Below are 24872 nucleotides of genomic sequence, written 5' to 3'. Positions count from 1 at the left end.
AATACTTTCAATCCTAATAAGGTGGTACCGCGGGAATCTCTCGTCCTTAAAGATGAGGGGTTTTTCTTTATTAAATAAACAGAGGTGATTGGTGAAATATGGCTAAATATGATGAATCTTTAAATTTACCTAAAACAGATTTTCCTATGCGTGCTAATTTGCCAAAGAGGGAAGCTGAATTTTTACAGTTTTGGGACGAGCAAAAAATATATGAACAAGTTCAGAAAAAAAATCAAAATAAGCCCAAGTTCATATTACATGATGGACCTCCCTATGCAAACGGCAGCATACATTTAGGAACTACATTAAACAAAATTCTTAAAGACTTTATTGTTAAGTATTATTCAATGTCAGGGTATGATGCTCCATATGTGCCTGGCTGGGACACTCATGGTCTGCCAATTGAGCAACAAGCTATTAAGAATTTAGGACTTGACAGAAGTAAGATAGATGTAGTTGAGTTTCGTAATCATTGTAGAGATTACGCCTTAAAATATGTTGATGTTCAAAGAGAACAATTTAAAAGGCTAGGCGTACGAGGTGATTGGGATAACCCATATCTAACTCTAGCCCCTGAATATGAGGCAGCTCAAATAAAAGTCTTTGGTGAAATGGCAAAAAAAGGATACATCTATAAAGGCTTAAAACCAGTTTACTGGTGTACTGATTGTCAAACGGCCTTAGCTGAAGCAGAAGTAGAATATGGAGAAAAGAAATCTCCTTCTATCTTTGTAAACTTCCCTGTAAAGGATGGTAAAGGCATATTACCAGAGGATAATACCTATGTGATGATTTGGACGACCACACCTTGGACTCTAGCTGCCAATGTGGCGATAGCGTTGCATCCACAATTCAAGTATGTACTCGTTGAAACCGAGAAAGGTAAATTCCTCCTAGCTAGAGAACTGGTGAAAAGTGTTATGGAAAAGGTGGAACTGGAATATACAGTTCTTCAAGAGTTTGATGGTAATGATCTTGAATTGATTGTCTGCTCCAATCCTTTACTGGAAAGGGATTCATTAGTTATTTTAGGAGATCATGTTACCTTAGAACAAGGAACAGGGTGCGTACATACTGCCCCTGGCCATGGATTAGAGGATTACCAAGTAGGACAAAAATATGATTTGCCTATAATATCTCCTGTAAATGATAAAGGAGTATTTACTGATGAGGCTAGGCAGTTTTCAGGAATGTATTATGATAAGGCAAACAAAGAAGTGACTAAGGAACTTGAGGAGAAAGGTTACTTATTCTTTCTTGAATTCACTAAACATCAGTATCCTCATTGCTGGAGATGTAAACGTCCAGTTATATATAGAGCTACTGAACAATGGTTTGCATCAATTGATGGTTTTAGGGAAGCTGCACTAAACGCTATTAGAGAAGTTGAGTGGATTCCAGCTTGGGGTGAAGAAAGAATATATAATATGGTGGCTGATAGAAGTGACTGGTGTATCTCCAGACAGAGAACATGGGGCGTGCCAATTCCCATATTATTCTGCTTAGATTGCAACAAGGAAATTATTAATGACGAAACAATTTCTCATATAGAAAATCTTTTTAGAGAACATGGTTCTAATGTTTGGTTTGAAAGAACTCCAAAGGAGTTATTACCTGAAGGCTTTAAGTGCCCACATTGTGAATCTAAAGCATTTAAGAAAGAAACAGATATCATGGATGTATGGTTCGATTCAGGCTCAAGTCATGAAGCTGTGTGTGCAAATCACCCTGACCTAAGATGGCCTGCTGATATATACTTGGAAGGTAGTGATCAGCATAGAGGTTGGTTTAATTCTTCTCTTTCCACAGCGGTGGCAACTAGAGGGACAGCACCTTATAAGCAAGTCTTAACCCATGGATATGTAGTAGATGAAAAAGGAAGAAAAATGTCTAAATCCTTGGGTAATGGAGTTGACCCACTAAAAGTTATAGAACAAATGGGAGCAGATATTCTTAGGTTGTGGGTATCATCTGCGGATTATAGACGGGATGTTGCTGCCTCACCTGGTATTATGAAACAAATAACTGAGTCTTATAGAAAGATTAGAAATACATTCCGTTTCTTATTGAGTAATTTATATGATTATGATCCAGAACAGCATAAGGTTGATTATGATAACCTTTCAGAGGTTGATAAATGGGCATTACTTAAAACCCATAAGTTAATTGATAGAGTTACAAAGGCCTATAACAAGTATGAGTTCCATGTTGTTCATCATAGTGTTCACAATTTTTGTGTGGTCGACATGAGTTCTTTTTACCTAGATGTATGTAAAGATAGACTTTATACAATGCCAGCAGACCATATTTTAAGAAGGTCAAGCCAGACGGTTATTTATGAAGTCCTCACGTCACTTGTCAAGATTTTGATGCCAGTACTTGCATTTACAACTGAAGAAATATGGAGCTATCTGCCTAAACGGAAAGATGACCCAATAAGTGTGCAACTAGCCCAATATCCAGAAGTAAATGAGAGTTATATGGATGTAGACTTAGAAACCAAGTGGGAAAAAATATTGGACTTACGTGAAGAGGTTTCAAAAGCTTTGGAGTTGGCTAGGCAGAAAAAAATAATTGGCCATTCGCTTGATGCTAGTATTCAAATCTATACAGATAAAGATATGGTTCAAATTCTTAAGGGCATTACAGAACCGTTAGATCAAATATTTATTGTTTCTAGTGTAGAAGTTAAAAACATGACAGATGACATTCCTGAGGATGCATACAAATCCGATGAAGTAGAAGCTGTTATCGTTGTGGATAAAGCATTAGGAGAAAAATGTGAAAGATGTTGGAAATATAGTGAAGGATCACAAGAAGTTGAGGAGACTCTATTGTGTCCAAGATGTCTTGATGTGACGAAAACTATCTAGGCAACAGAATAACTCATCTGGACTAATGATATTCCATGATGGGTTATTTTATTTTATACAAAACAGATAAGTAATTTCTTGCAAAAGGGGTTACTATATATTATTATTACTTGATAATATGACTATCACGTTATTAAGAGTACACATAGTCATTAGTGTATTAAAAAAGAATCATAACTTCATGGAGGTATAGCAATGGAAAGCTCAAAAATTGTTATAACAGTTGTTGGAAAAGATAGAGTAGGTATTATAGCCGCAGTAACAGGGGTTTTGGCAGATACTCATGTAAATATTCTTGATATAAGCCAAACAATTATGCAGAACTTTTTTACAATGATTCTAGTGGCAGATACAAATAGTACTAAGATTGATTATAGTGATTTATTAATACGACTAGAAGATACGGGTAATGAACTTGGAGTTAAAATTACTGTACAAAGGGAAGATGTTTTTAATTATATGCACCGTATATAATAGATGGAGGAATGAAAATGCCTTTATATTTTAGCCGAGAAGAAATTTTGGAAACTATCCATATGGTAGAAAATGAACATCTTGACATAAGAACAGTTACAATGGGAATAAACCTTATGGATTGCCGGACAGATTTACCACGGAAAACCAGCCAAAACATTTATGAAAAGATCGTAGGACGAGCCAGAGATCTAGTAAGAGTCGGAGAAGAAATTGAAAAAGAATATGGAATACCTATTATTAATAAAAGGATCTCTGTAACTCCCATTTCACTTGTTATGAAGGGTGAAAACTTGCAGGACTATATCGAAGCTGCCCAAGCTATGGATAGGGCAGCAGGTGAGGTTGGAGTGAACTTTATAGGTGGCTTTTCTGCGTTGGTACATAAAGGTTTTACTACAGCTGACAGAATGTTAATCAATAGTATACCGGAGGCTTTAAGTGTAACTGAAAGGGTTTGTTCATCTGTAAATATTGGTTCTACCAAAGCTGGAATAAATATGGATGCTGTCAAATTAATGGGAGAAATAATCAAAAAAACAGCTGAATATACAGCAGATCAAGGTGGATTAGGATGTGCAAAATTGGTTGTTTTTTGCAATGTACCTGAAGATAATCCATTTATGGCAGGGGCATTTCATGGCATTGGGGAACCAGAGACAGTTATCAATGTTGGCGTAAGTGGACCTGGTGTTGTCTTGAATGCTGTTAGAAAATACCCAAACCATGATCTTGGTAGCATTGCAGAGGTTATTAAGAAAACGGCTTTTAAAGTTACACGAATGGGAGAATTAGTGGGTAGGACTGCTTCAACAAAATTGGGAGTGCCTTTTGGAATAGTTGATTTGTCTCTTGCACCAACACCAGCATTAGGAGATAGTGTTGCTGAAATAATAGAGAGTCTAGGTGTGGGACGATGTGGTGCTCCAGGAACAACAGCTGCTTTGGCCATGCTTAACGATGCTGTAAAAAAAGGTGGATCAATGGCATCATCCTATGTGGGAGGCTTAAGTGGTGCATTTATTCCCGTAAGTGAGGATGCAGGAATGATAAGAGCAGTAGAAGAAGGAGCTTTAACCATAGAAAAGCTTGAGGCAATGACATGTGTATGTTCTGTCGGATTAGACATGATTGCAGTTCCAGGGGATACTACTGCAGCTACTATTTCTGCCGTAATTGCTGATGAAGCTGCCATTGGAATGATTAATAACAAAACAACAGCTGTGAGAATAATTCCTGTACCTGGAAAGACTGTTGGAGAGAGGGTAGAGTTTGGTGGCTTATTGGGTACTGCTCCTGTGATGCCTATAAACAAATGGTCAAGTGATTGTTTTATAAGTAGAGGGGGTAGAATTCCTGCTCCTATTCAAGCTCTTACGAATTAGCCTAAATTAATATCTAATTAATTACAGGTATTTTTTAATGTTAAATGCATATTACTTTAATTAGTATTATACTGTTGCCAATATGTCATTGGGGGTAACAAATTGGAGAAAAATGAAAATAAATCTCTAGAAGAGAAATTATCTAACCTGGCATATATTCTAGAAAAAGCACAAATACGTGAATACGTCAGTCTCTTGGAGAATCCAAAAAAGCTTTTATATATGAACTTTTTAGCAGGTGTTGCTAGAGGGCTGGGTATGGCAGTTGGTTTTACTTTGCTTGGTGCCTTGGTAATATACTTTCTTCAAAAAATGGTTTTGTTAAACTTACCATTCATTGGTGATTTAATTGCTGATATTGTCCAGATGGTTAGGGAACAATCTTATTAGGAAGCTTATTAACTGACTAATTTTGGAGTAAGTCTTCACATTCAATAATTGGGAGTACAACGCCAACTAAGTCATTCATTAGTAGCTCTAGCTTTGCATTAGCATTTCTAAAGCTTCGCAAATAAATGCACTTTGCTAAGCTAAGAACTGCGTCAAATTTAGTGGGAGCAGAATCTCAATCTGAATTAAGATCTTACTTCAACTTCATAATGGAGGTGCGTTAACCCTGCTTAATCAATCTTTATTGCAAAAATATCGTGATAGGTTGCTAAAGATGAAGGAGGATATAACAAAAAGGATTCAAGTGCTTCAAGATACAGGTTTAGAGTCTTCTATGCGGGATTCTATTGGTGAGTTATCTCTTTATGATAACCATCCGGGAGATGTAGCTAGTGAACTTTTTGAAAGATCTAAAGACCTTAGCTTGGTGGATAATGCTAGAATACAGCTTGAAAAGGTTGAAGATGCTTTAAGTCAAATCAAACAGGGAACTTATGGATACTGCGATGAATGTGGTCATGTGATTGATAAAGAAAGACTTGAAGTTTTACCTGAAACAACAAAATGTGTTCATTGCAGAGAAAAGCTAGTAGAAACAGGTGACAACAACATAAGACCTATAGAAGAGAAGGTTATACCAGTATATATGAGAGAAAAGCAGGAAATGGACCCCGAGGATACTTGGCAGGATATGGCAAGGTGGAATGAACATGCATACGGGGCAGGTGCAGGATCCTATTACGGGGGTACTGACCTTGATGAGGATAGGGGAATAGTAGAAATGGTTGAAGGTATACCCTATTTCAAAGGAAAAGATGGGGTTTTTTATGAAGATGTGTATGGGCATGATGATGAGAGTAGCCCAATAGAAAAGGTAGTAGGCGAAACAGAAGGTGAAAAGTTTAAGGATAAAGAATAAAGCTGTGGTTTATCCATAGCTTTTTTTTAATTATAAGGTTACTTGATAGAAATGGTAACTAATGTTACAATTTTCACGACGATTAAAGATACTTGTTAGAAAGTATGAACTGGACTAGGAGTGATAATCTGTGATATTTGCTTTAACTGCATTTCTTATTGTTATAATAGATCAGCTTACAAAATATTTCATTATAATTACAATGTATCCTAATGAAACAGTACCTGTAATAGAAAACATTTTTCATATTACTTTCGTAAGAAACCCAGGAGCCGCCTTTGGTATATTACAAAATAGAATGGCCTTTTTTATTCTTGTGACTTCTTTAGTTATTTTGCTTCTTGTGGGGGTATACTGGAAACTAGCACAAAAAAATGTTATTTTAACTATTGCATTATCTTTACAACTAGGTGGTGCCGTTGGAAATCTTATAGATAGAATTAGATTTTCCTATGTGGTAGATTTTTTGGATTTTAGAATTTGGCCTGTGTTTAATGTAGCAGATATGGCAATTGTTATCGGAGTAATTTTATTAGCTTGGCAATTATTAACTTGGCAAGAACAGGTTGGGTGATTGAATGAAGAAGATCTTTATTCCAGAACAAGATAATTTTGATAAGAGGATAGATCTTTTTTTATCAAGTATGCTACCTGAAATGAGCAGGAGTCAAATACAGAAATTAATAAATGAAGGTTCTGTAAAGGTAAACAATGATAATACTAAGGCCAACTATAAACTGAAAGATATGGATGAAATTATTTTATCCTTGCCTGAACCTAAACCCTTAGACGTTGAACCAGAAAAAATTGATATAGAAATATTATATGAAGATAGTCATTTGGTGGTAGTAAATAAACCCCAAGGAATGGTGGTACATCCTGCCCCAGGAAATTATTCAGGTACATTAGTTAATGCACTTTTAGATCATTGTAAAGATTTATCAGGTATTAATGGTGTCTTGAGACCTGGTATTGTCCATAGAATTGATAAAGATACTTCTGGGGTACTAGTGGTTGCAAAAAGTGATAAGGCCCATCTGAATCTTGCTGCCCAAATAAAGGAGCATAGCGTGAATAGGGTTTACAAAGCATTAGTATATGGAAATATAAATAGGCCAGCGGGTATCATAAAGACAACTATTGGACGTCATCCAGTAGATAGAAAAAGAATGGCAGTTGGAGTAAAGAATGCCAAGGTAGCGGAAACTCATTTTAGGGTTCTAGAGAATTTTAAAGATTATACTTTCATTGAAGCAAAGTTAAGGACTGGTAGAACTCATCAAATAAGAGTACATATGAGCTATATTAAACATCCTGTTGTTGGTGACCCTAAGTATTCAAAGGCAAAAAATAATTTAGGTTTTAAAGGACAGGCTCTTCATGCTGAAACATTAGGTTTTTTGCATCCGGATCATAATAATTATATGGAGTTTAAGGCTCCATTGCCTGATTATTTCCAAAAGGCACTAAATATTTTACGTACTTAATTATTGAAGGGAGAATAAACATGCAGGACAAGCTGGTTAGAGCTACTGCGGCTGATGGTAATATTAGGATAGTTGCAGCAAACACTACTAAACTTGTAGAAAAAGCAAGACTTATACATGGTACTTATCCTACTGCAACAGCTGCCCTTGGAAGGATTTTAACTGGTGCTCTTTTAATAGGAGCGGGTCTGAAAAACCAGGAGACAGTTACTATCAAAATTGAAGGTGACGGACCATTGGGAGTCCTTTTGGCTGTGGCTGGTAACAAGGGTAAAGTAAAAGGGTATGTCAGTAATCCTCACGTATATATTGAACCTGAACAATCTGGAAAAATGGATGTGGGAAAAGCTGTAGGTCAAGGAATGCTTTATGTTATCAAAGACCTTAAATTAAAAGGAGTCTATACAGGTAGTTCTCCGCTAATTAGCGGAGAGATTGGCGATGACATATCACATTACTTTCATTCTTCCGAACAAATACCAACTGCTGTGGGCATGGGTGTACTGGTAGATAAAGACACTACTGTTAAAGGCGCTGGTGGTTATTTAATACAATTATTGCCTGACGCTCCAGAAGAGATTGTTGCCCATTTAGAAAAAAAAGTTATGGAGTTGGGTGCAGTAAGCAGTTTTGTTGAAAAGGGCAAGGAAAGCATGGATATCGTGGAATACTTATGTAATCCTTGGAATGTGGTAGTTCATGAGGAAAAAGAAGTAGATTTTGAATGCGGATGTAGTATCGATAAAATAGAAAAAATTGTGATCAGTTTAGGGGAAGCGGAAATAAAAGATATTATTAATACTGAAAAGAAGGCCGAACTTGTGTGTCACTTTTGCAATGAAACCTACGAGCTAGATGAAAAAGCACTTTTAGATATTTTGGCCAAAGCTAAAGGAGACGAGAGTTAATGTACATAGGAGCCCATGTATCCATTGCTAAGGGATTTGCAAAAGCGGTTCAAACTGCAGAAAGCATTGGCGCAAATACTTTACAGTTTTTTACACGAAACCCTAGAGGAGCAAAGGCAAAGAAATTTGATGATCAAGATCTGAAAAAGTATAAAGACTTACTAAAGAAACATAAATTTGGGCCAGTAATGGCCCATTCCCCATATACTATAAACTTAGCGTCGCCTGTAGAGGATTCCTGGAATTTTTCTATTGAGACAACTGCAGATGATTTATTAAGAATCGAAAGATTAGACGTACCATATCTTTGTATTCATCCGGGTAGACATGTTGGTAAAGGATTGCCTTTTGCAATAGGGAGAATTATTCAAGGTTTGAACCAGGTGTTTGAAAAGGTAAACAATAATACCATGATTCTTCTTGAAACAATGGCTGGTTCAGGTACTGAGATTGGAAGTACCTTTGAAGAGCTTCAGGATATAATAGAGCATTGTAAATACAAGGAAAGATTAGGTATATGCTTTGATACATGTCACGTTTATTCTGCAGGTTACGATATAAAAAATGAGTTACAAAGCGTTTTAGATCACTTTGATAAGCTCATTGGGATATCAAGGCTTAAGGCATTTCATCTAAATGATTCTTTAAAGCCAATTGGTAGTAAAGGAGATAGACATGCTTCTTTAGGAGAAGGGGAGCTAGGAATTGGTTTCTTTAAAGAACTTGTAAAGATAGATTATTTCAAGAACATACCTTTTATTCTTGAGACACCTGGAGGTATTGAAGTATATCCTAAAGAGATAGATATACTACGGCAGGAGTGAGTTATAGGTGGAAAAAATAGTTCATACATATAAATGTAATGATTATGAAGATACAAGGATAAAGGAATATATTAATAGGATAATCAATGACTCATTTCTAAATCAAGTTTTTAAAAGTAAAACAGTCTTTATAAAACCTAACTTACTTACCAGAAGAACTCCAGAACAGGCAGTAACAACTCATCCCATCTTGGTTAAAGAGGTTTGCAGTTACTTTATTACTAAGGGAGCCCGAGTTATTATTGGTGACAGTCCTGGGGGACCTAATTCAATATCAAGATTAAGGTCTGTTTATAAAGCTACAGGAATGGATTGGGCGGCAGAAGAATCCGGGGCTGAATTGAATTTTGATCTTACTCCATACAAGGTGAATATTAAACTAAAAAACATAGATAGAGAACTACAGCTCCTTAAAGCTGTTGTGGATAGTGATTATCTAATAAACATGCCAAAACTAAAAACACATGGGTTAACTGTAGTTACCGGTGGACCCAAAAACCTTTACGGATGCATCCCTGGACTAATCAAGGCAAAATATCATTTAGAACTTTCAGATATAGAAAACTTTTGTGATTTGATTATTAAAATCAATGAATTTTTGAGCCCCAGTATTACTATAATGGATGCTATTGTTGGTATGGAAGGAGAAGGCCCATCTAGTGGATCACCAAAATTTGCAGGTTATATAATTGCTAGTACAGAGAGTTATCAAGTTGACATTGCTGCAGCCCAAATTATTGGAATAAAACCTTCAGAAATACCACTCCTTAAGCTTGCCCATGAAAGAGGTATTATTTCTTTAACAGATGATATAGTTACTCATCTTGGTGATACTAATAAAGAGGTTGTACCTTTTGAGATACCTGTTGCAACTAAGTATGCCGATTTTTCTGATCGGTTTGCCAAAAGAGTTCCTAAAAGACTATTAGGTAGTATTTATAAATGGTTAAAACCTGTTGTAAAATTTTCAAATGAAAAGTGTACAGCATGTAAAATGTGTATTGAAAGCTGCCCTGCTGAAGCATTAGTGATGGAAAAGAAAATTCCAAAAGTTGATTTGAATGAATGTATTTATTGTTATTGCTGTCAGGAACTTTGCCCAAGTAGTGCAGTAACTGTTAAAAAGCCAGTCCTAGCAAAATGGTTGTTTAATTAGCAATACAATCTTGACGCTTAGTTATTAATTAAGTTATACTTCTTTTACCAGATAAGTCAGATACATAAATACAGAAGTCAGAAGTCAGAATAAGGGCTTAAATTTTGTTCTGAATTCTGTGTTCTGAGCTAATTAAATATTTAGGGGGTTTTATTAATGGATATCAACTTAAAAACTAAAACTGTCATAATGGATGCAGATAAAATTCGCAGAAGTTTAACAAGAGTTGCACACGAAATCATTGAAAAAAATAAGGGAACTGAAGATCTAGTTCTAATAGGAATTAGGAGCCGAGGAGTTCCCCTGGCATATCGTTTAAATGAGATTATAGAGCAGATTGAAGGCCATAAAGTGGTTACAGGTATAATTGATATTACATTATATAGGGATGATCTTAGTACTTTGGCAGAACAACCTGTATTAAATAAAACCGAGATTGCTTTTGATTTAAAAGGGAAAAATGTGGTATTAGTGGATGATGTATTATATACAGGAAGGACAGTTCGAGCAGCTCTTGATGCGATGGCTGATTTAGGTAGAGCGAAAACTGTTCAATTAGCAGTACTAATTGATAGGGGGCATAAAGAACTACCAATTAGAGCAGATTTCATTGGGAAAAATGTTCCAACATCAAAAACTGAGGTTATAGCTGTTCTGTTAAAGGAAACAGATGGTGTTGATGAAGTCGTTATTCAAGAAAGAGCATAAGGGAAGTATACTTTACTAATGAAGTGTACTTTATGATAAACATCAAAAGGATATAGCGTATATTAGCTATATCCTTTTTTGAATTTACAATGACGATATCTGTTATTTTTCTTTTAGGATACGAACAGTTTATCAATCAAATCTTTATCTGGAGTTACATAAACTGTTTTGTAGTTCTCATAAGTTACGAGACCAGGTTTTGCACCCTTGATTTTTTTCACATTCTTAATTTGAGTGTAGGCTACTGGTAAATTAGCTGAATACTTTCCTTTACTGTGATATGCAGCCAATAGAGCTGCCTTTTTTATTATATCATCAGTAATTCCCCCCCCCTCTAGCTTTAAAATTACGTGGGATCCAGGTATATCCTTAGCGTGAAACCAGAGGTCACCATCTTTTGCCACTTTAAAAGTAAGCCAATCATTTTGCTTATTGTTTTTACCTACAAGTATTTTATAGCCTTCAGTAGTAATAAATGTATTTGGTATAGGCTTAGCTTTATCTTTTTTATCAAGCTTGTTCTTCAATTTCAAATAACCACTTTCATTCAATTCTTGTTCTATCTGAGCAAAATCTCCGTGAGAGTTGGTTTCTGAAAGCCAAAAGTCTAAAGACTCTAGGTAGTCTAATTCCTCTCTTGAATGTTGGGCCTGTACTGCTGCCTTTTTTGCAGCATTTTTTGCTTTATTATACCTTTTGAAATATCTTTGAGAGTTTTCAGCGGGTGACAGTTCAGACCGCAACTTTATGGTAACAGGTGTATTATCATGGTAATAATCTGCAACCTGTATTTCATCCATACCCCTTTTTACTAGGTGCATATTAGCTGTAAGCAATTCACCAAAAATTTTATCTTGCTGGGAATTCTTACTTTCTTGAACCGTTAGTAATTGTATTCCTAGCTTTTTTTCACATCTTTTTATCTCTTTTGAGATACTGTTCTGTAAGTTGCTTTTCTTTGAAACAAAATGACTATTCTTTAACAACCAGTCATAGTATTCATCTACCGTTTCATTAATAGACTTTAAGTGCAATACCTGTTCATTATGATACTCAGGTACATTTATTGGTGAAAAACCTCTGTATTGCTCATTTTTATCAAGAAGTATTATAGGCATATAGCTATTGGTTTGAATAGTATCTTTTAGATATATTACTGACTGCCAGATTAGATTTAACTCATAATCACCACAGTATTCAAGAATTGTGCCCTTTAAATTAACTTTTGCAGCTAATTGGGTAGCTAGTATGGGGCTAAGTCCCATTATGGTATTTAGAAGTGCTTTTTCCATAGGAAGGGTCATTTCTTGTGCAAGCAATTTAGTAGAGAACTGTTCCTGGCTAATTTCTAAAATATTAAGCTTATCTTGATAGGGTGGTGAGATGTATTCAACTCCAGGTAAAACTTGACGGTATTGACTAGTGCCATAGGACACCTTCTTTATACTATCAATAATCTTATTTTCATGTTCATTAAGAAGAATAAGATTGCTATGCTTGCCCATAATCTCAATGATTAATGTTTTCTGTGCTATCTCACCTATTTCAGTATGATTTTCGATAGATATTTTTAATACCCTGTCAAAAGATAGTTGCTCAATTGATAAGATTTTTCCTCCTTCAAGATGTTTTCTCAGGACCATACAAAATAATGGAGGAGATTTTGGATTATCAAATGTTTTCTTAGTTATACATATCCTTGCGTAGACCGGATGAGCAGATACAAGTAGCTTAAAGCTTTCCCTGTATTTTCTTAAATGTAGTACTATTTCACCAGGATTTGGTTGGTAAATTTTATCAATACGTGCTTCTGAAATTTTTTGCTGTAATTCCTGATTTATTGCATTCATTGTAATACCGTCAAAAGCCATGGGTATCCTCCTTGAGCGGGTGACTATACTTGTTATTTTTTGAGCAATTGCTTTTCAATAAGTATAGCATTGGTATTATACTTAAGCAATTTGCGTTCATTTTTTTTGTAGGACATGAATAAAGATTTATATGTACATGTTCAAGAGGAAGATACAAGGAGATGAATATTGTGAGGAATGATAAATGGTATCAGCTTAGCAGTCAAGAGGTTCTAGAAGCATTACAAACAAATCAGGAACAGGGCTTAGAAAACATTATTGCTGAAAAAAGATTATCTATATATGGATCAAACACACTAGAAGAAAAGGAGCAAATTAATCCATGGAAATTGTTCTTCAGTCAATTTACTGATTTTATGGTTTTAGTTCTTTTAGGTGCTACAATGATTTCGGGTATACTAAAAGAATATGCAGATGCTATAACAATACTTTTAATAGTTTTCGTAAATGCTATCTTAGGTTTTTTTCAGGAATATAAAGCAGAAAAATCATTAGAAGCTCTAAAGAGTATGACTGCACCTGAAGCATCTGTTATCAGAAATAGTACCAGAAAAAAGATAAAAGCTGCAGAATTGGTTCCAGGTGATATAATTTTCCTTGAGTCTGGCGATAAAGTCCCTGGGGATGCTAGGGTTATAGAATTATCTAATCTAGAAGTAGAAGAAGCAGCCATTACTGGTGAATCCCACCCTGTTAAAAAGAAGGTTGATCCCCTCAATAAAAGTGAAATTGGGTTAGGCGATAGATATAATATGGTTCATATGGGAACGGTAATTACACGAGGCAGGGCAGTAGCAGTAGTGGTTGCTACTGGTATGAAAACAGAGATGGGGCAGATTGCTGGTCTTATACAGTCTGTTAAAACTGAAGAGACTCCATTGCAGAAAAGGCTTGATGGACTTGGTAAGTGGTTAGTAGCTCTTTGCCTTATTATTTGTGCCGTTGTATCTATTACTGGAATTGTTAGGGGAGAGCCTGTATATAAAATGTTTTTGGCAGGTGTAAGCCTTGCTGTTGCCGCAATACCAGAGGGATTGCCTGCAATAGTTACGGTTGCTTTGGCAATTGGGGTTCAAAGAATGATTAAAAGAAATGCTATTATTAGAAAATTGCCTGCTGTTGAGACATTAGGATGTGCCACTATCATCTGTTCAGACAAGACAGGGACATTAACACAAAACCAAATGACAGTAAGAGAAATTGTGACTACTAGTAAGTCTTTTACAGTAACTGGTGAAGGATATGATCCCAAAGGAGATATTCTAGAAAATAACCTTAAAGTAGATTTCCAAAAGAATAAAGAGCTGATAAAGCTTCTAAAAATAGGCGTTCTGTGCAATAATTCTCGATTAGAGAAGGATAATCTTCATATCGACGGATTAATGCGAAATAATAAAGAAAAGGGAAATTGGGGTATTAATGGTGACCCAACTGAAGGTTCATTAACTGTCTTAGGAGCTAAAGTAGGAATATGGAAAGAAACTATAGAAAGAAAAGAAAAAAAAATCTGTGAAATTCCTTTTGATTCCGAAAGAAAAAGAATGACAACTATATATGAAACATCAGATGGTGCTAAGAAATCCTATGTCAAGGGTGCACCTGAAATCGTATTGCAAAATTGCTCCCATATCCTAGTACAAGATAACATCGTCCCCCTAACTTCTACTTTACGCAAACACATTTTGGATCAAAATATAAGGTTAGCCAGCAAAGCATTACGTGTTCTTGGTTTAGCCTATAAAGAATTAGCTTATGGGGAAGATTTCAATGAAGATGTAGCCGAAGTTGACCTGATTTTCGTCGGACTTGCTGGTATGATTGACCCTCCAAGAACTAGCGCAATTAAGGCCATTGCTGCATGTAAACAGGCAGGGATAAAGCCTGTAATGATTACTGGAGATTATAAGGCTACTGCAGAAGCCGTTGCAAAAGAATTAAACATCTGTAGTAGTCCTGATAGTGTAATAGATGGCAGTCAGTTAGATAAATTAAATGATAACCAATTGGAAAAAAGGGTGGAAGGAATAAATGTATATGCCAGGGTCAGCCCCAAACATAAACTCAGAATAGTAAGAGCTTTAAAGAATAATGGTCATATTGTGGCTATGACAGGAGATGGAGTAAACGACGCACCAGCTGTTAAAGAAGCAGATATTGGAGTGGCTATGGGAATAACAGGAACAGATGTTACAAAAGAAGCCTCTGCAATGGTTTTAGCGGATGATAATTTCGCTACTATAGTAGCAGCAATAGAAGAAGGCCGTGGTATTTATGATAATATTCGTAAATTTATTAGATACCTCTTGTCCTGTAATGTAGGAGAAGTTATGGTTATGTTTTTGGCTGCTTTAATGGGGATGCCCTTGCCACTAATACCTATCCAAATATTATGGGTAAATCTAGTTACTGATGGCCTTCCAGCAATGGCATTAGGTGTTGATAATAATGCCAAGGATCTTATGTTTAGAAAACCAAGACATCCTAAAGAAAGTGTATTTAGTGGTGGATTAGGTAAAAAGATTCTTGTGAGAGGTTTTCAAATTGGGTTAGCGACATTATTTGTATTTTGGTTAGCGCTACAGCTTGGTGGTGGAGATTTGGTATTAGCTAGAACAATGGCATTTTCTACATTAGTTTTCTCACAGCTTTTTCATGTCTTTCATTGTAAATCTGAAAGATATTCTCCTTTTGAAGTTGGTGTATTATCTAATCCTGCATTAATTGTAGCGGTATGCTGTTCGATTGCAATGCAGTTGACTGTTATATATCTTCCATTTCTTCAACCAGTTTTCCAGACAACGAGTTTGAATTGGCTTCATTGGTCAGTTATATTATTAGTTGCTGGATGGAAGACTTATTTAACTGCTATTTATCATTATATAGCCAAACCAATTAGAAGGAAATTAGTATACCTTAATAACTAAAAAATTCAGAAGTAGTAGTTTTTTAAGGTTTTATTCTGGCTACTGAATCTGTATTTTCTGTATTTTATTAAAAAGATTTGGTATAGAGAATATTGAATGTTATAATAGTTTAAAGATGTTGTCCATGGAGGAATTATTGTGATAAAAAGTATGACAGGGTATGGTAGAGGGGAAACTACCGGAGAAGGTAGAAAATGGATAGTTGAAGCAAAATCAGTTAATCACAGGTTTTTGGATATATCTATAAAGCTACCCAGAGGTATAACCCTTCTTGAAGAAAGAATAAGGGGAGAAATAAAGAAAAAAATAGCTAGAGGCAGAATAGATGTTTATGTTAAGATACAAGATGAAGGAGAACAAAAAAGACAGGTGAAACTTGACAAAGAGCTCTCTAAAGCATATTATTCAGCTTTAGAGGAGATTTCTGATATTTTACCAGTTATGAAAGAGATTAAGACTATGGATATTGCAAATATGCCTGAAGTATTAGGAATTGAGGAACCTGAAGAGGATCTTGACTTATACTGGTCTCTTTTACAAAAGTCTTTAGTTAATGCCATTCAACAGATGGTTAACATGCGAGAAAAAGAAGGTCAGGAACTATATAAGGATTTGAGCCTAAAAGCTGATTTTATCCATGGGTCTTGTAAGCATTTAAAGGAGCAAGCTCCTTCCGTAGTGAATGAATATCAAGACAAGCTTTCAAAAAAATTGAAGGATGCACTTTCTGGTTGGGAAGTGGATGATAATAGATTATTAACTGAAGTAGCAATCATGTCTGACAGGATGAGTATCGATGAGGAGATAGTAAGACTCGAAAGTCATCTTAAACAGCTAAAAAAGGAACTTTTGTCTGGTGAGTCTGTAGGAAGAAAGTTAGACTTTTTAATCCAGGAATTGAATAGGGAAGCAAACACCATAGGATCAAAAAGCAGTAATTATGATATTAGCAGCTTAGTTGTAAATATTAAGACAGATATAGAAAAGATGCGCGAGCAGGTTCAAAATGTGGAGTAAAAACTTTCGAAAATGGAGGGGAAATCTGTGTCTATTAAATTAATTAATATTGGGTTTGGAAATATTGTATCTGCAAATAGGATAATTGCCATTGTAAGCCCGGAGTCAGCTCCCATTAAGAGAATTATTCAAGAATCAAGAGAAAAGGGAATGCTTGTGGATGCTACATATGGGAGAAGGACAAGAGCAGTAATTATTACAGATAGTGACCATGTTGTCTTATCAGCTGTACAGCCAGAAACAGTTGCACATCGATTAAATGTCAAAAATACAAATAATGCTGGGGATGAAGGAGTAGACGGCTAAAAGTGAGTATATCAGGTTTATTAATTGTTATTTCTGGTCCATCAGGTGCTGGCAAAGGGACATTATGTAATTTAATAAAGAAGGAATTTCCTAGTATTTATTATTCAACATCGGCCACCACGAGAAGTCCGAGACAAGGGGAGAGGCATGGGGTTGATTACTTGTTTATGCCTAAAGAAGAGTTTTTAAATTTGAAAGAAAATAATGGTCTTCTTGAATGGGCTGAGGTCTATGGGAATTTTTATGGAACCCCTAGGAGTCTGGTGGAAGAGAATATTGCAGCTGGAAAAGATGTTATATTAGAAATCGATATTCAAGGGGCATTACACATTAAAAAACAATATCCTGAAGGAGTCTTTATTTTTATTGTGCCTCCATCCATTGGAGAATTGAAAAGAAGAATTGAAAGTAGGGGACAGAACTCGCCTGAGGATATTTCAAGACGATTGAAAAGTGTTCATACTGAATTGGCTTACGTATCAGAATATGATTACGTAATTGTTAATGACAAAATAGAAACCGCTATCGCAAAACTAAAATCAATAATAAATGCAGAAAAGTGTAGACCACAAAGACGTAAAATTAATTTTGATTAAAGGAGATTTTGCTAAATGAATCAACCACCTTTAGATTTACTTTTACAAAAGGTTGACAATAAGTATTCTTTAGTAGTTAAAGCTTCCAAAAGAGCCCGTAGAATCACAGCAGGGGAGATTATGGATTTAAATGGTCTAGCTATAAAAGGAAAACCTGTGACCTTGGCACTATTTGAGCTGGCAAATAAAGATACTTACAAGACAGTAGAAGAAATTCTGATAGAAAACGGTGATAAATGGAATGAAGTTAAAGAATAAAAAATTATTGGTTGGAGTAACAGGAGGGATTGCTGCTTATAAGTCATGTGAGCTTGTAAGCCTATTAGTAAAGAATGGAGCTGACGTTCGGGTAATAATGACTGAAGCAGCTCAAAAATTTGTTTCTCCTGTAACCTTTTCTGCATTAACAAATAACCCCACATCTGTACATTTGTTTGGAAACAAAGAAAATATACCTCATATTGAATTGGTACAAAATGCCGACATGTTGGCAGTAGTTCCTGCAACGGCTAATATTATTGGTAAATTAGCCAATGGGATAGCAGATGATCTTTTATCATCCTTGCTTTTGGCAGCTAACTGTCCTGTTTTTATTGCTCCTGCAATGAATATAAATATGTACCAAAACATGGCTGTTCAAAGTAATATTAGTAAACTCAAAAATAGGGGTATTTTCATAATGGATCCTGATGAAGGACATTTAGCTTGCGGTACCATTGGCAAAGGAAGATTACCCGATCCTTCTAGAATATTTAAAGAGTTATGCAGCATTCTTGAACCCCAAAGGTTGTTTAGCGGTTTAAATGTTTTAGTTACTGCGGGTGGAACCAGAGAGCCCATTGATCCAGTCAGATACATAGGTAATAGAAGTTCCGGTAAGATGGGGTATGCTTTAGCAGAGGTTGCAAAAGATCTAGGAGCTAATGTTACTATTATTTCTACAGTTGAAAATAGGAAGTGTAAGTTGGACAGGCATATTAGTGTAGAAACAGCCCAGGAGATGTACCAACAAGTTCTACAGAATTATCAAGTACAAGACATTATTATCATGGCAGCAGCAGTAGCTGATTATATGCCAACCTTCATACACGACGACAAGATAAAAAAGACAGCAGATGAGTTGATTGTGAAGTTAACAAAAACCCCTGATATTTTATCAATCCTTGGATCACAAAAGAATGATAAGATTTTAGTTGGATTTGCGGCAGAAACAGAGGAATTAGAGAAGTCTGCAATGAACAAATTGGTGAGAAAGAATGTTGATTTAATAGTTGCCAATGATGTCTCTAATGCAGCCATAGGTTTCTCATCTGAAAATAATCAGGTATCGATTTTTGACAGGAATGGGATCATTGTTAAAAGTAAGCTTCTGCCTAAAACGGAAATCGCAAAACTCATTTTAAATACAATTGCTAAGTTAGATTTATTTAAGAAAACAATCATACGAAAAGGAGTGGATAACAATGATTAGAAAATTATTTACTTCGGAATCAGTAACTGAGGGCCATCCTGATAAAATAGCCGATCAGGTCTCTGACAGTATATTAGATGCAATACTATCAGAAGATGAAAATGCAAGGGTTGCCTGTGAAACTACTGTTACCACGGGCTTAGTTTTGGTATCCGGTGAGATAACAACAAGGTGCTACGTTGATATTCCCAAAATTGTTAGACAAACAATCAGAGAAATAGGTTATACACGTGCTAAATTTGGTTTTGATGCTGACACTTGTGCAGTTTTAACAGCAATTGATGAACAGTCACCAGACATAGCGTTAGGCGTAAACAAGGCTCTAGAAGCAAAAAAAGGAGAAATGTCAGAAGAAGAAATAGAGGCAACAGGAGCTGGAGATCAGGGAATGATGTTTGGATATGCTTGTGATGAAACTCCAGAACTTATGCCATTGCCTATAGCATTGGCACATAAGCTTACTAAAAGATTATCAGAGGTAAGAAAACAGAGAATTTTACCCTATCTTCGTCCAGATGGGAAATCGCAGGTTACAGTAGAGTATGAAGATGATAAGCCAGTTAGAGTAGATACAGTTGTCATTGTAAGTCAGCATAGACCTGATATAGAACAAGAAGTTATTCATAAGGATATTCTCAAATGCGTCATAAAAGAAGTTATTCCATCAGAATTATTAGATGATAAGACAAAATACTTTATCAATCCAACTGGTAGGTTTGTTGTTGGTGGACCTCAGGGTGATGCTGGTCTTACAGGAAGAAAAATAATTGTAGATACTTACGGCGGAATGTCTAGGCATGGAGGCGGAGCTTTTTCAGGCAAGGATTCCACAAAGGTTGACAGATCAGCTGCCTATGCAGCCCGTTATGTAGCTAAAAATATTGTAGCAGCAGGGTTGGCTAGTCGCTGTGAGCTTCAACTTGCATATGCCATTGGTGTTGCTCACCCAGTATCCATTATGGTAGAAACCTTTGGTACCGGGAAAATTCCAGATGCAAAGATTGTTGAATTAGTAAATAATAACTTTGATTTAAGACCAGCCGCTATAATCCGTGATTTGGATTTGAGGAAACCCATATTCCGAAACTTAGCAGCTTTTGGCCATATGGGTAGAGTAGATTTGGACGTAAATTGGGAAAGAACAGATAAGGCTGATATATTAAAAAAGGAAGCCGGAATATAAGAGAGAAGAAGATAAAGAGCTGTTTTAACGGCTCTTTATTATTTTATACTATCAGAAGTATAAGTTCAAACAAGGTAGATAGTATTCACAAAGACTAAGGCTTGCGCCTGCGTCTAAGGACTTGGCGCAAGCCAAGTTTTGTTTTAAGCCTACTATATGTTTTTCTTATAGTAGCATTGGATATTCAAATAATGCTTTTATAGGTTATCAAGCTTTCTTGTAGAAGTTATAGTGGATATATTTCCTTGTGAATTTTATAATATGAAGTGTGGTGCTAAAAGTAACATGTAAAGTTGACTTAAATTAAAGGAGGTCGTGTGTTTTGTTACTAGTAATATTTATTTACATTTCCTTATTTGCTTTTGTATTTATTTCTATTTCTAAAGCATTAAAGTTTTCTAAGATGCCTATGCATGGCAGATGGGAGTTGTACCCTGTACCAAAGGAAAAGGGTAGAGGAGAATACGGTGGGTCATATTATGAAGATGTAAAATGGTTTGAAAAACCACGTGAGATTTCCCACATGGGAGAACTGAAGGAAATGTTAAAAGAGATGCTGTTTATAAAGAATCTTTATGTTAATCAAAAACCATTATGGTGGCTTTCATATGCTTTGCATTTAGGTATTTACCTACTACTATTATGGACAGCAATGTTATTTGTAGGTGCAATAACAGAGTTATCAGGTAATGCAGTTACAAGTGTTGCACAAGGATGGGCTGGTTTTGTTTATTTTATGACATTAGTATCAGGTAATGCAGGTGCAGTTTTATTAGCTTTAGGATCGGGTGGGTTATTTTTAAGAAGACTTTTAATGGATTCCATGAAAAAATATACAACTCCCCAAGATTACTTTAATTTAGTTTTTATTTTTGTAGTAGTATTAACAGGAATTTTTGTTTCTGTTGCCGATCCGGGTTTTCAATATGGTAGAGATGTTTTTAAAGGACTTTTAACCTTTAGTGCCATTGAAGCTGGAGGTATGTTAACTCTCCACATTATATTGCTAGGACTCTTGTTGATATATATACCTCAAACTAAAATGAGTCATTATGTTGCAAAGTATTTTACTTTCCATAAAGTATTGTGGGAAAATGATCCCAATTTACCAGGTAGTGAAATTGAGAAGAAAGTTAAGGAAGCTTCAGCTTTTAAGCCTACTAAAGAAGGTTGGTCTGCTCCACACATACAACCGGGAAAGTCAGTAAGTAAAGAACAATAGCTAGGATAGGAGGGGATTAAATGATTAATGGAAAAGACTTGAAACCGCAGGATATGGGGAAACCTTCAAAACAGTTAACAAGGCTTGACAAGCTAATGGATTTACCTGCTCCCTATAATAAACCAGGAATGGAACCAGATTTTAAAGAACCCAAGGCTGAGTGGGCAGAAAAATATTGTACATCACTAGATGGGTACATTGGAATAGATACATTAACAAGACCTGAGACAAAGGAACAGGAAGACGAATTTGTTAAGAAATTTCTATCTGGTTTAGAAAAAATGTTATCTAATGAGACTAATAGGAACTTTATACAACCATTGTTATTATCCTTTGAGTATTGTGCTAAGTGTAATACATGTTCAGAGGCTTGCCATATTTTTCAGTCAACTGGAAGAAATGAGTTATACAGGCCAATATTTAGGTCCGAAGTTTTAAGAAAAATTGCCAAAAAGCATTTTAAAGGAGATAGCATTTTAAGTTCCTTTACAGGTGGAGATATTGATATTAACTGGGAGACTATAGCTAGACTTGGGGAGCTAGCTTATAGGTGTAATCTTTGTAGAAGATGTGCACAAGCTTGTCCTCTTGGGCTTGATAATGCATTATTAGCTCGAGAAATACGCAAAATCTTTAGCATGGAGATGGGGATAGCTCCAAAACCATTACATGAAAAAGGTAGCGTTTTGCAGTTGAAAACTGGTTCCTCAACTGGTATTACTAAACCAGCATTTTTAGATACTATAGAATTCATTGAAGATGATATTGAGGATATGATTGGTAGAAGAATAAAGATGCCTATTGATAAGAAGGGTGCAGATATTCTTTTGACCCATAATGCAGGAGAATTCATGGCCTGGCCTGAAAACCCTGCAGCCTTTGCAATTCTATTTGAAGAAGCAGGGCTAAATTGGACACTAAGTAGTGACTTAATAGGGTATGATAATGTTAACTACGGCATTTGGTATGACGATGCCCAATCTAAAAAAGTAGCTCTACAGCAATTTAAGGCTGCAAGAGATCTTGGTGTTAAAAGAATAGTACTTGCAGAGTGTGGTCATGCTCATAAAGCTGCAGCAATAAGTGCGGATAGAATGGTTACAGGTGAAGATTATGTTCCTAGAGAAAGTTTTCTGCCATTACTATGGGAATTGATAGAGAATAAAGTTCTTAAGGTAGATCCAAGCAAAAACAATTTTCCTGTGACAATGCATGACCCTTGTAACGTCGTTAGGATGATGGGTATTGTCAAACCCCAAAGAGACATAATTAATGCAGTATGTACACAATTTAGAGAGATGACACCACATGGTGTTAACAATTATTGCTGTGGAGGAGGAAGTGGTTTTGCTATAATGAAATCACAGAATTTCTCGGAATTTAGAGATAAAGTTAGTGCTAGAATGAAGTTTAAACAAATCCTTAATGCTTTTCAGGATACTATTGAGGATGCAAATATTCCAAAGTATGTTTGTGCACCATGTTCTAACTGTAAGGGTGCTATCAGGGATATTCTAAGCTACTATAAGGCCACAGATAAGTATAATGTGCAATATGGTGGATTAGTTGAACTGGTTGTGAATGCTCTTGTAAGTGTTGAAGAACCTTTCTTGGAGTTTTTAAGAGAAGAAGAATAAGATTAATATAAGGTCCATCCCTAGATGCAGGGATGGACCTTAATAATATAGAATAGTAAAGGGAAAAATAAGTTGTATATATCTTATGGAGGTGAGCTGCAGTTTTGATTAATAACTGGAGAGATTATATGTATCTTGTTGCAATTCCTTCAGGAGATTTATATGAGGAAGCTTTTCGGATACAAAGACTATTATCTAATAGCTGGGAAGTCTATCAAAATTTGCCACCTACCATTCATATAACAATTACTACTGTAAAGAGAATTCATCAAGAACAAATAGAGGTTTTTAGTAAGTGTGTTCAGCAGGTTTTAGATGGTTTTGATTCTATAAAAATTCAATCTAGTGGTTTTGATTGCTTTACTGAGCCGCATAAGAGTCTCATATTAAAAATTGAGGATAGTCAGAAATTGCAACAAGTACAATACCTGCTTAGGCAAGCTATAGATAAGAGTGGATTTTTAGTTGCCCCTTTAGTGGATAAGTGGATTTTTCACATAACTATTCTAAGTGAAATATTTGCTAAATCACCACTTGAGAATCATGAGTTTTTGAAGGTGTGTCAGAGAGTATCCTTGCGAGAGGCACCAATACGTGGTGTCATAGAGAGATTTGAACTTTGGAGACCTGTAATAGAAGAGAAAGAAAGAGTTGTGAGAAGGTTCTACTTAAAGTAGGTGTCCTTTTATTCTACCACCTCAACAAAAGGGGTGGTTTTTCTTTGCATAATAATAAAGGCTACGTAAAAAATAGTATTATTAGTAATTAGCTTAGGAGGGTAAAAAATGAAAGTGAAATATTATAATGGATTAATTCTATTTATAATAATAATAGTCTTAGTATTGGTGGGGGTGACAGCAGGGAATCCACTATCCCATGTTAGTGCTATTGCTCTGGGTGAGAGAGAATTAAACTGGGGTAGTAGAGGAGAAGATGTTGCAGAACTACAAAGAATGCTTGATGAAAAAGGTTTTGATGCAGGAAGAATTGATGGTATCTATGGGCCTAGGACAGCTTCTGCAGTCAGAAAATTTCAACTAAGTAGAGGCTTGACTGGTACAGGAATTGCTAATATAGCTACTATCGATCGTTTAGATAATCCAACTAAACGTGTTGCAGCAGCTGTTGAAAACGCCCCAGCATTATCTAGTGATGAAATGTTATTATTGGCAAGAACTATTCATAGTGAGGCAAGGGGTGAACCTTATGAAGGGCAGGTAGCTGTTGCTGCTGTTGTGGTAAATAGAGTTAAGCATCCATCCTTTCCAAATTCTATTCCTGATGTAATATTTCAACCTGGAGCATTTACTGCAGTAAGTGATGGTCAGATATGGCTAGAACCTAATGCTTCAGCATTTAGGGCTGCTACAGATGCGTTAAGTGGTTGGGATCCAAGTAATGGAGCAATTTATTACTGGAATCCAGCTGTGGCAACTTCAAGGTGGATTTGGAGCAGACCGATACATAGAAGGATTGGCAAACATGTTTTTGGTACATAGTCTGGTGTAAAGGAGTTGGGCA

Annotated in this window: 23 protein-coding genes; 22 read left to right on the top strand and 1 reads right to left on the bottom strand. The window is 35.8% G+C overall.

Going from position 1 to position 24872, the window contains the following annotated elements:
* Positions 1-98: 98 nt before the first annotated feature.
* The 11 genes from ileS to APF76_05315 all read left to right on the top strand — a co-directional run bounded on the left by ileS (position 99) and on the right by APF76_05315 (position 11124).
* Complete coding sequence (gene ileS, locus APF76_05365) at positions 99-2873, top strand: isoleucine--tRNA ligase (protein ID KUO52463.1); 2775 nt, start codon at positions 99-101, stop codon at positions 2871-2873.
* Between the two features lie 195 nt (positions 2874-3068).
* On the top strand, positions 3069-3347 hold the full coding sequence (locus APF76_05360; protein KUO52462.1) for a hypothetical protein: 279 nt from the start codon (positions 3069-3071) through the stop codon (positions 3345-3347).
* Positions 3348-3364: 17 nt separating this feature from the next.
* Positions 3365-4732, top strand: coding sequence for a hypothetical protein (locus APF76_05355; protein ID KUO52461.1), 1368 nt, complete (start codon positions 3365-3367; stop codon positions 4730-4732).
* Between the two features lie 102 nt (positions 4733-4834).
* Positions 4835-5122: a hypothetical protein gene (locus APF76_05350; GenBank protein ID KUO52460.1), complete on the top strand. Its 288-nt coding sequence runs from the start codon at positions 4835-4837 to the stop codon at positions 5120-5122.
* 244 nt (positions 5123-5366) lie between these two features.
* The gene (locus APF76_05345) at positions 5367-6041 is read left to right on the top strand and encodes a hypothetical protein (protein ID KUO52459.1); all 675 of its coding nucleotides are present in this window, start codon (positions 5367-5369) and stop codon (positions 6039-6041) included.
* 133 nt (positions 6042-6174) lie between these two features.
* Entirely contained in the window at positions 6175-6615 is a 441-nt protein-coding gene (locus tag APF76_05340) for a lipoprotein signal peptidase (GenBank protein KUO52554.1), read from the top strand.
* 4 nt (positions 6616-6619) lie between these two features.
* Positions 6620-7528 (top strand): RNA pseudouridine synthase, encoded by a 909-nt coding sequence (locus tag APF76_05335; GenBank protein KUO52458.1) that lies wholly within the window; start codon positions 6620-6622, stop codon positions 7526-7528.
* A 20-nt stretch (positions 7529-7548) separates the two neighbouring features.
* Positions 7549-8436, top strand: a complete 888-nt coding sequence (locus APF76_05330; protein ID KUO52457.1) for a hypothetical protein — start codon at positions 7549-7551, stop codon at positions 8434-8436.
* Positions 8436-9260, top strand: a complete 825-nt coding sequence (locus tag APF76_05325) for an endonuclease IV (GenBank protein ID KUO52456.1) — start codon at positions 8436-8438, stop codon at positions 9258-9260. The genes APF76_05330 and APF76_05325 overlap by 1 nt, the downstream gene beginning before the upstream one ends.
* 7 nt (positions 9261-9267) lie before the next feature.
* Entirely contained in the window at positions 9268-10416 is a 1149-nt protein-coding gene (locus tag APF76_05320) for a hypothetical protein (GenBank protein KUO52455.1), read from the top strand.
* Positions 10417-10572: 156 nt separating this feature from the next.
* Positions 10573-11124 carry a transcriptional regulator gene (locus tag APF76_05315; protein ID KUO52454.1) on the top strand — a complete coding sequence of 184 codons (552 nt, stop codon included), beginning with the start codon at positions 10573-10575 and terminating at the stop codon, positions 11122-11124.
* A 113-nt stretch (positions 11125-11237) separates the two neighbouring features.
* On the opposite strand, the gene APF76_05310 is transcribed toward APF76_05315, so the two are convergent.
* Positions 11238-12995, bottom strand: a complete 1758-nt coding sequence (locus APF76_05310; protein KUO52453.1) for a hypothetical protein — start codon at positions 12993-12995, stop codon at positions 11238-11240.
* Positions 12996-13156: 161 nt separating this feature from the next.
* Between APF76_05310 and APF76_05305 the strand changes: the two genes are divergently transcribed.
* From APF76_05305 to APF76_05255, 11 genes are all read left to right on the top strand, one after another.
* The gene (locus APF76_05305) at positions 13157-15919 is read left to right on the top strand and encodes an ATPase (protein KUO52452.1); all 2763 of its coding nucleotides are present in this window, start codon (positions 13157-13159) and stop codon (positions 15917-15919) included.
* Between the two features lie 138 nt (positions 15920-16057).
* Positions 16058-16936 (top strand): hypothetical protein, encoded by an 879-nt coding sequence (locus APF76_05300; protein KUO52451.1) that lies wholly within the window; start codon positions 16058-16060, stop codon positions 16934-16936.
* A 27-nt stretch (positions 16937-16963) separates the two neighbouring features.
* Positions 16964-17242, top strand: coding sequence for a hypothetical protein (locus APF76_05295; GenBank protein ID KUO52450.1), 279 nt, complete (start codon positions 16964-16966; stop codon positions 17240-17242).
* A gap of 2 nt (positions 17243-17244) precedes the next feature.
* Positions 17245-17838, top strand: a complete 594-nt coding sequence (locus APF76_05290) for a guanylate kinase (GenBank protein ID KUO52449.1) — start codon at positions 17245-17247, stop codon at positions 17836-17838.
* 15 nt (positions 17839-17853) lie between these two features.
* A complete protein-coding gene (locus APF76_05285) occupies positions 17854-18096 on the top strand; it encodes a hypothetical protein (GenBank protein KUO52448.1) in 243 nt (80 codons plus the stop codon).
* A complete protein-coding gene (locus tag APF76_05280; GenBank protein KUO52447.1) occupies positions 18080-19309 on the top strand; it encodes a hypothetical protein in 1230 nt (409 codons plus the stop codon). Before APF76_05285 ends, APF76_05280 begins: the two co-directional genes overlap by 17 nt.
* A complete protein-coding gene (locus APF76_05275; GenBank protein ID KUO52446.1) occupies positions 19302-20492 on the top strand; it encodes an S-adenosylmethionine synthetase in 1191 nt (396 codons plus the stop codon). Before APF76_05280 ends, APF76_05275 begins: the two co-directional genes overlap by 8 nt.
* A 322-nt stretch (positions 20493-20814) precedes the next feature.
* Positions 20815-21714 (top strand): nitrate reductase gamma subunit, encoded by a 900-nt coding sequence (locus APF76_05270; GenBank protein ID KUO52445.1) that lies wholly within the window; start codon positions 20815-20817, stop codon positions 21712-21714.
* A gap of 20 nt (positions 21715-21734) precedes the next feature.
* Entirely contained in the window at positions 21735-23351 is a 1617-nt protein-coding gene (locus APF76_05265; protein KUO52444.1) for a 4Fe-4S ferredoxin, read from the top strand.
* Positions 23352-23479: 128 nt separating this feature from the next.
* Positions 23480-24028: a hypothetical protein gene (locus tag APF76_05260; GenBank protein KUO52443.1), complete on the top strand. Its 549-nt coding sequence runs from the start codon at positions 23480-23482 to the stop codon at positions 24026-24028.
* 108 nt (positions 24029-24136) lie between these two features.
* On the top strand, positions 24137-24850 hold the full coding sequence (locus APF76_05255) for a hypothetical protein (GenBank protein KUO52442.1): 714 nt from the start codon (positions 24137-24139) through the stop codon (positions 24848-24850).
* Positions 24851-24872 lie beyond the last annotated feature (22 nt).

This window comes from Desulfitibacter sp. BRH_c19, assembly GCA_001515945.1.
Lineage (GTDB): Bacteria > Bacillota > DSM-16504 > Desulfitibacterales > Desulfitibacteraceae > Desulfitibacter.
The sequence above is the reverse complement of the archived record's forward strand: the minus strand, read 5'-3'. Positions and strand labels throughout refer to the sequence as shown.

Bases quoted from the DNA above. Each gene is read 5' to 3' on its own strand.
- APF76_05355 (KUO52461.1), top strand. From the start codon at position 3,365: ATGCCTTTATATTTTAGCCGAGAAGAAATTTTGGAAACTATCCATATG.
- APF76_05265 (KUO52444.1), top strand. From the start codon at position 21,735: ATGATTAATGGAAAAGACTTGAAACCGCAGGATATGGGGAAACCTTCA.
- APF76_05305 (KUO52452.1), top strand. From the start codon at position 13,157: ATGAATATTGTGAGGAATGATAAATGGTATCAGCTTAGCAGTCAAGAG.
- APF76_05260 (KUO52443.1), top strand. From the start codon at position 23,480: ATGTATCTTGTTGCAATTCCTTCAGGAGATTTATATGAGGAAGCTTTT.
- APF76_05255 (KUO52442.1), top strand. From the start codon at position 24,137: ATGAAAGTGAAATATTATAATGGATTAATTCTATTTATAATAATAATA.
- APF76_05325 (KUO52456.1), top strand. From the start codon at position 8,436: ATGTACATAGGAGCCCATGTATCCATTGCTAAGGGATTTGCAAAAGCG.
- APF76_05275 (KUO52446.1), top strand. From the start codon at position 19,302: ATGATTAGAAAATTATTTACTTCGGAATCAGTAACTGAGGGCCATCCT.
- APF76_05315 (KUO52454.1), top strand. From the start codon at position 10,573: ATGGATATCAACTTAAAAACTAAAACTGTCATAATGGATGCAGATAAA.
- APF76_05280 (KUO52447.1), top strand. From the start codon at position 18,080: ATGAAGTTAAAGAATAAAAAATTATTGGTTGGAGTAACAGGAGGGATT.
- APF76_05335 (KUO52458.1), top strand. From the start codon at position 6,620: ATGAAGAAGATCTTTATTCCAGAACAAGATAATTTTGATAAGAGGATA.
- ileS (KUO52463.1), top strand. From the start codon at position 99: ATGGCTAAATATGATGAATCTTTAAATTTACCTAAAACAGATTTTCCT.
- APF76_05330 (KUO52457.1), top strand. From the start codon at position 7,549: ATGCAGGACAAGCTGGTTAGAGCTACTGCGGCTGATGGTAATATTAGG.
- APF76_05360 (KUO52462.1), top strand. From the start codon at position 3,069: ATGGAAAGCTCAAAAATTGTTATAACAGTTGTTGGAAAAGATAGAGTA.
- APF76_05285 (KUO52448.1), top strand. From the start codon at position 17,854: ATGAATCAACCACCTTTAGATTTACTTTTACAAAAGGTTGACAATAAG.
- APF76_05310 (KUO52453.1), bottom strand. From the start codon at position 12,995: ATGGCTTTTGACGGTATTACAATGAATGCAATAAATCAGGAATTACAG.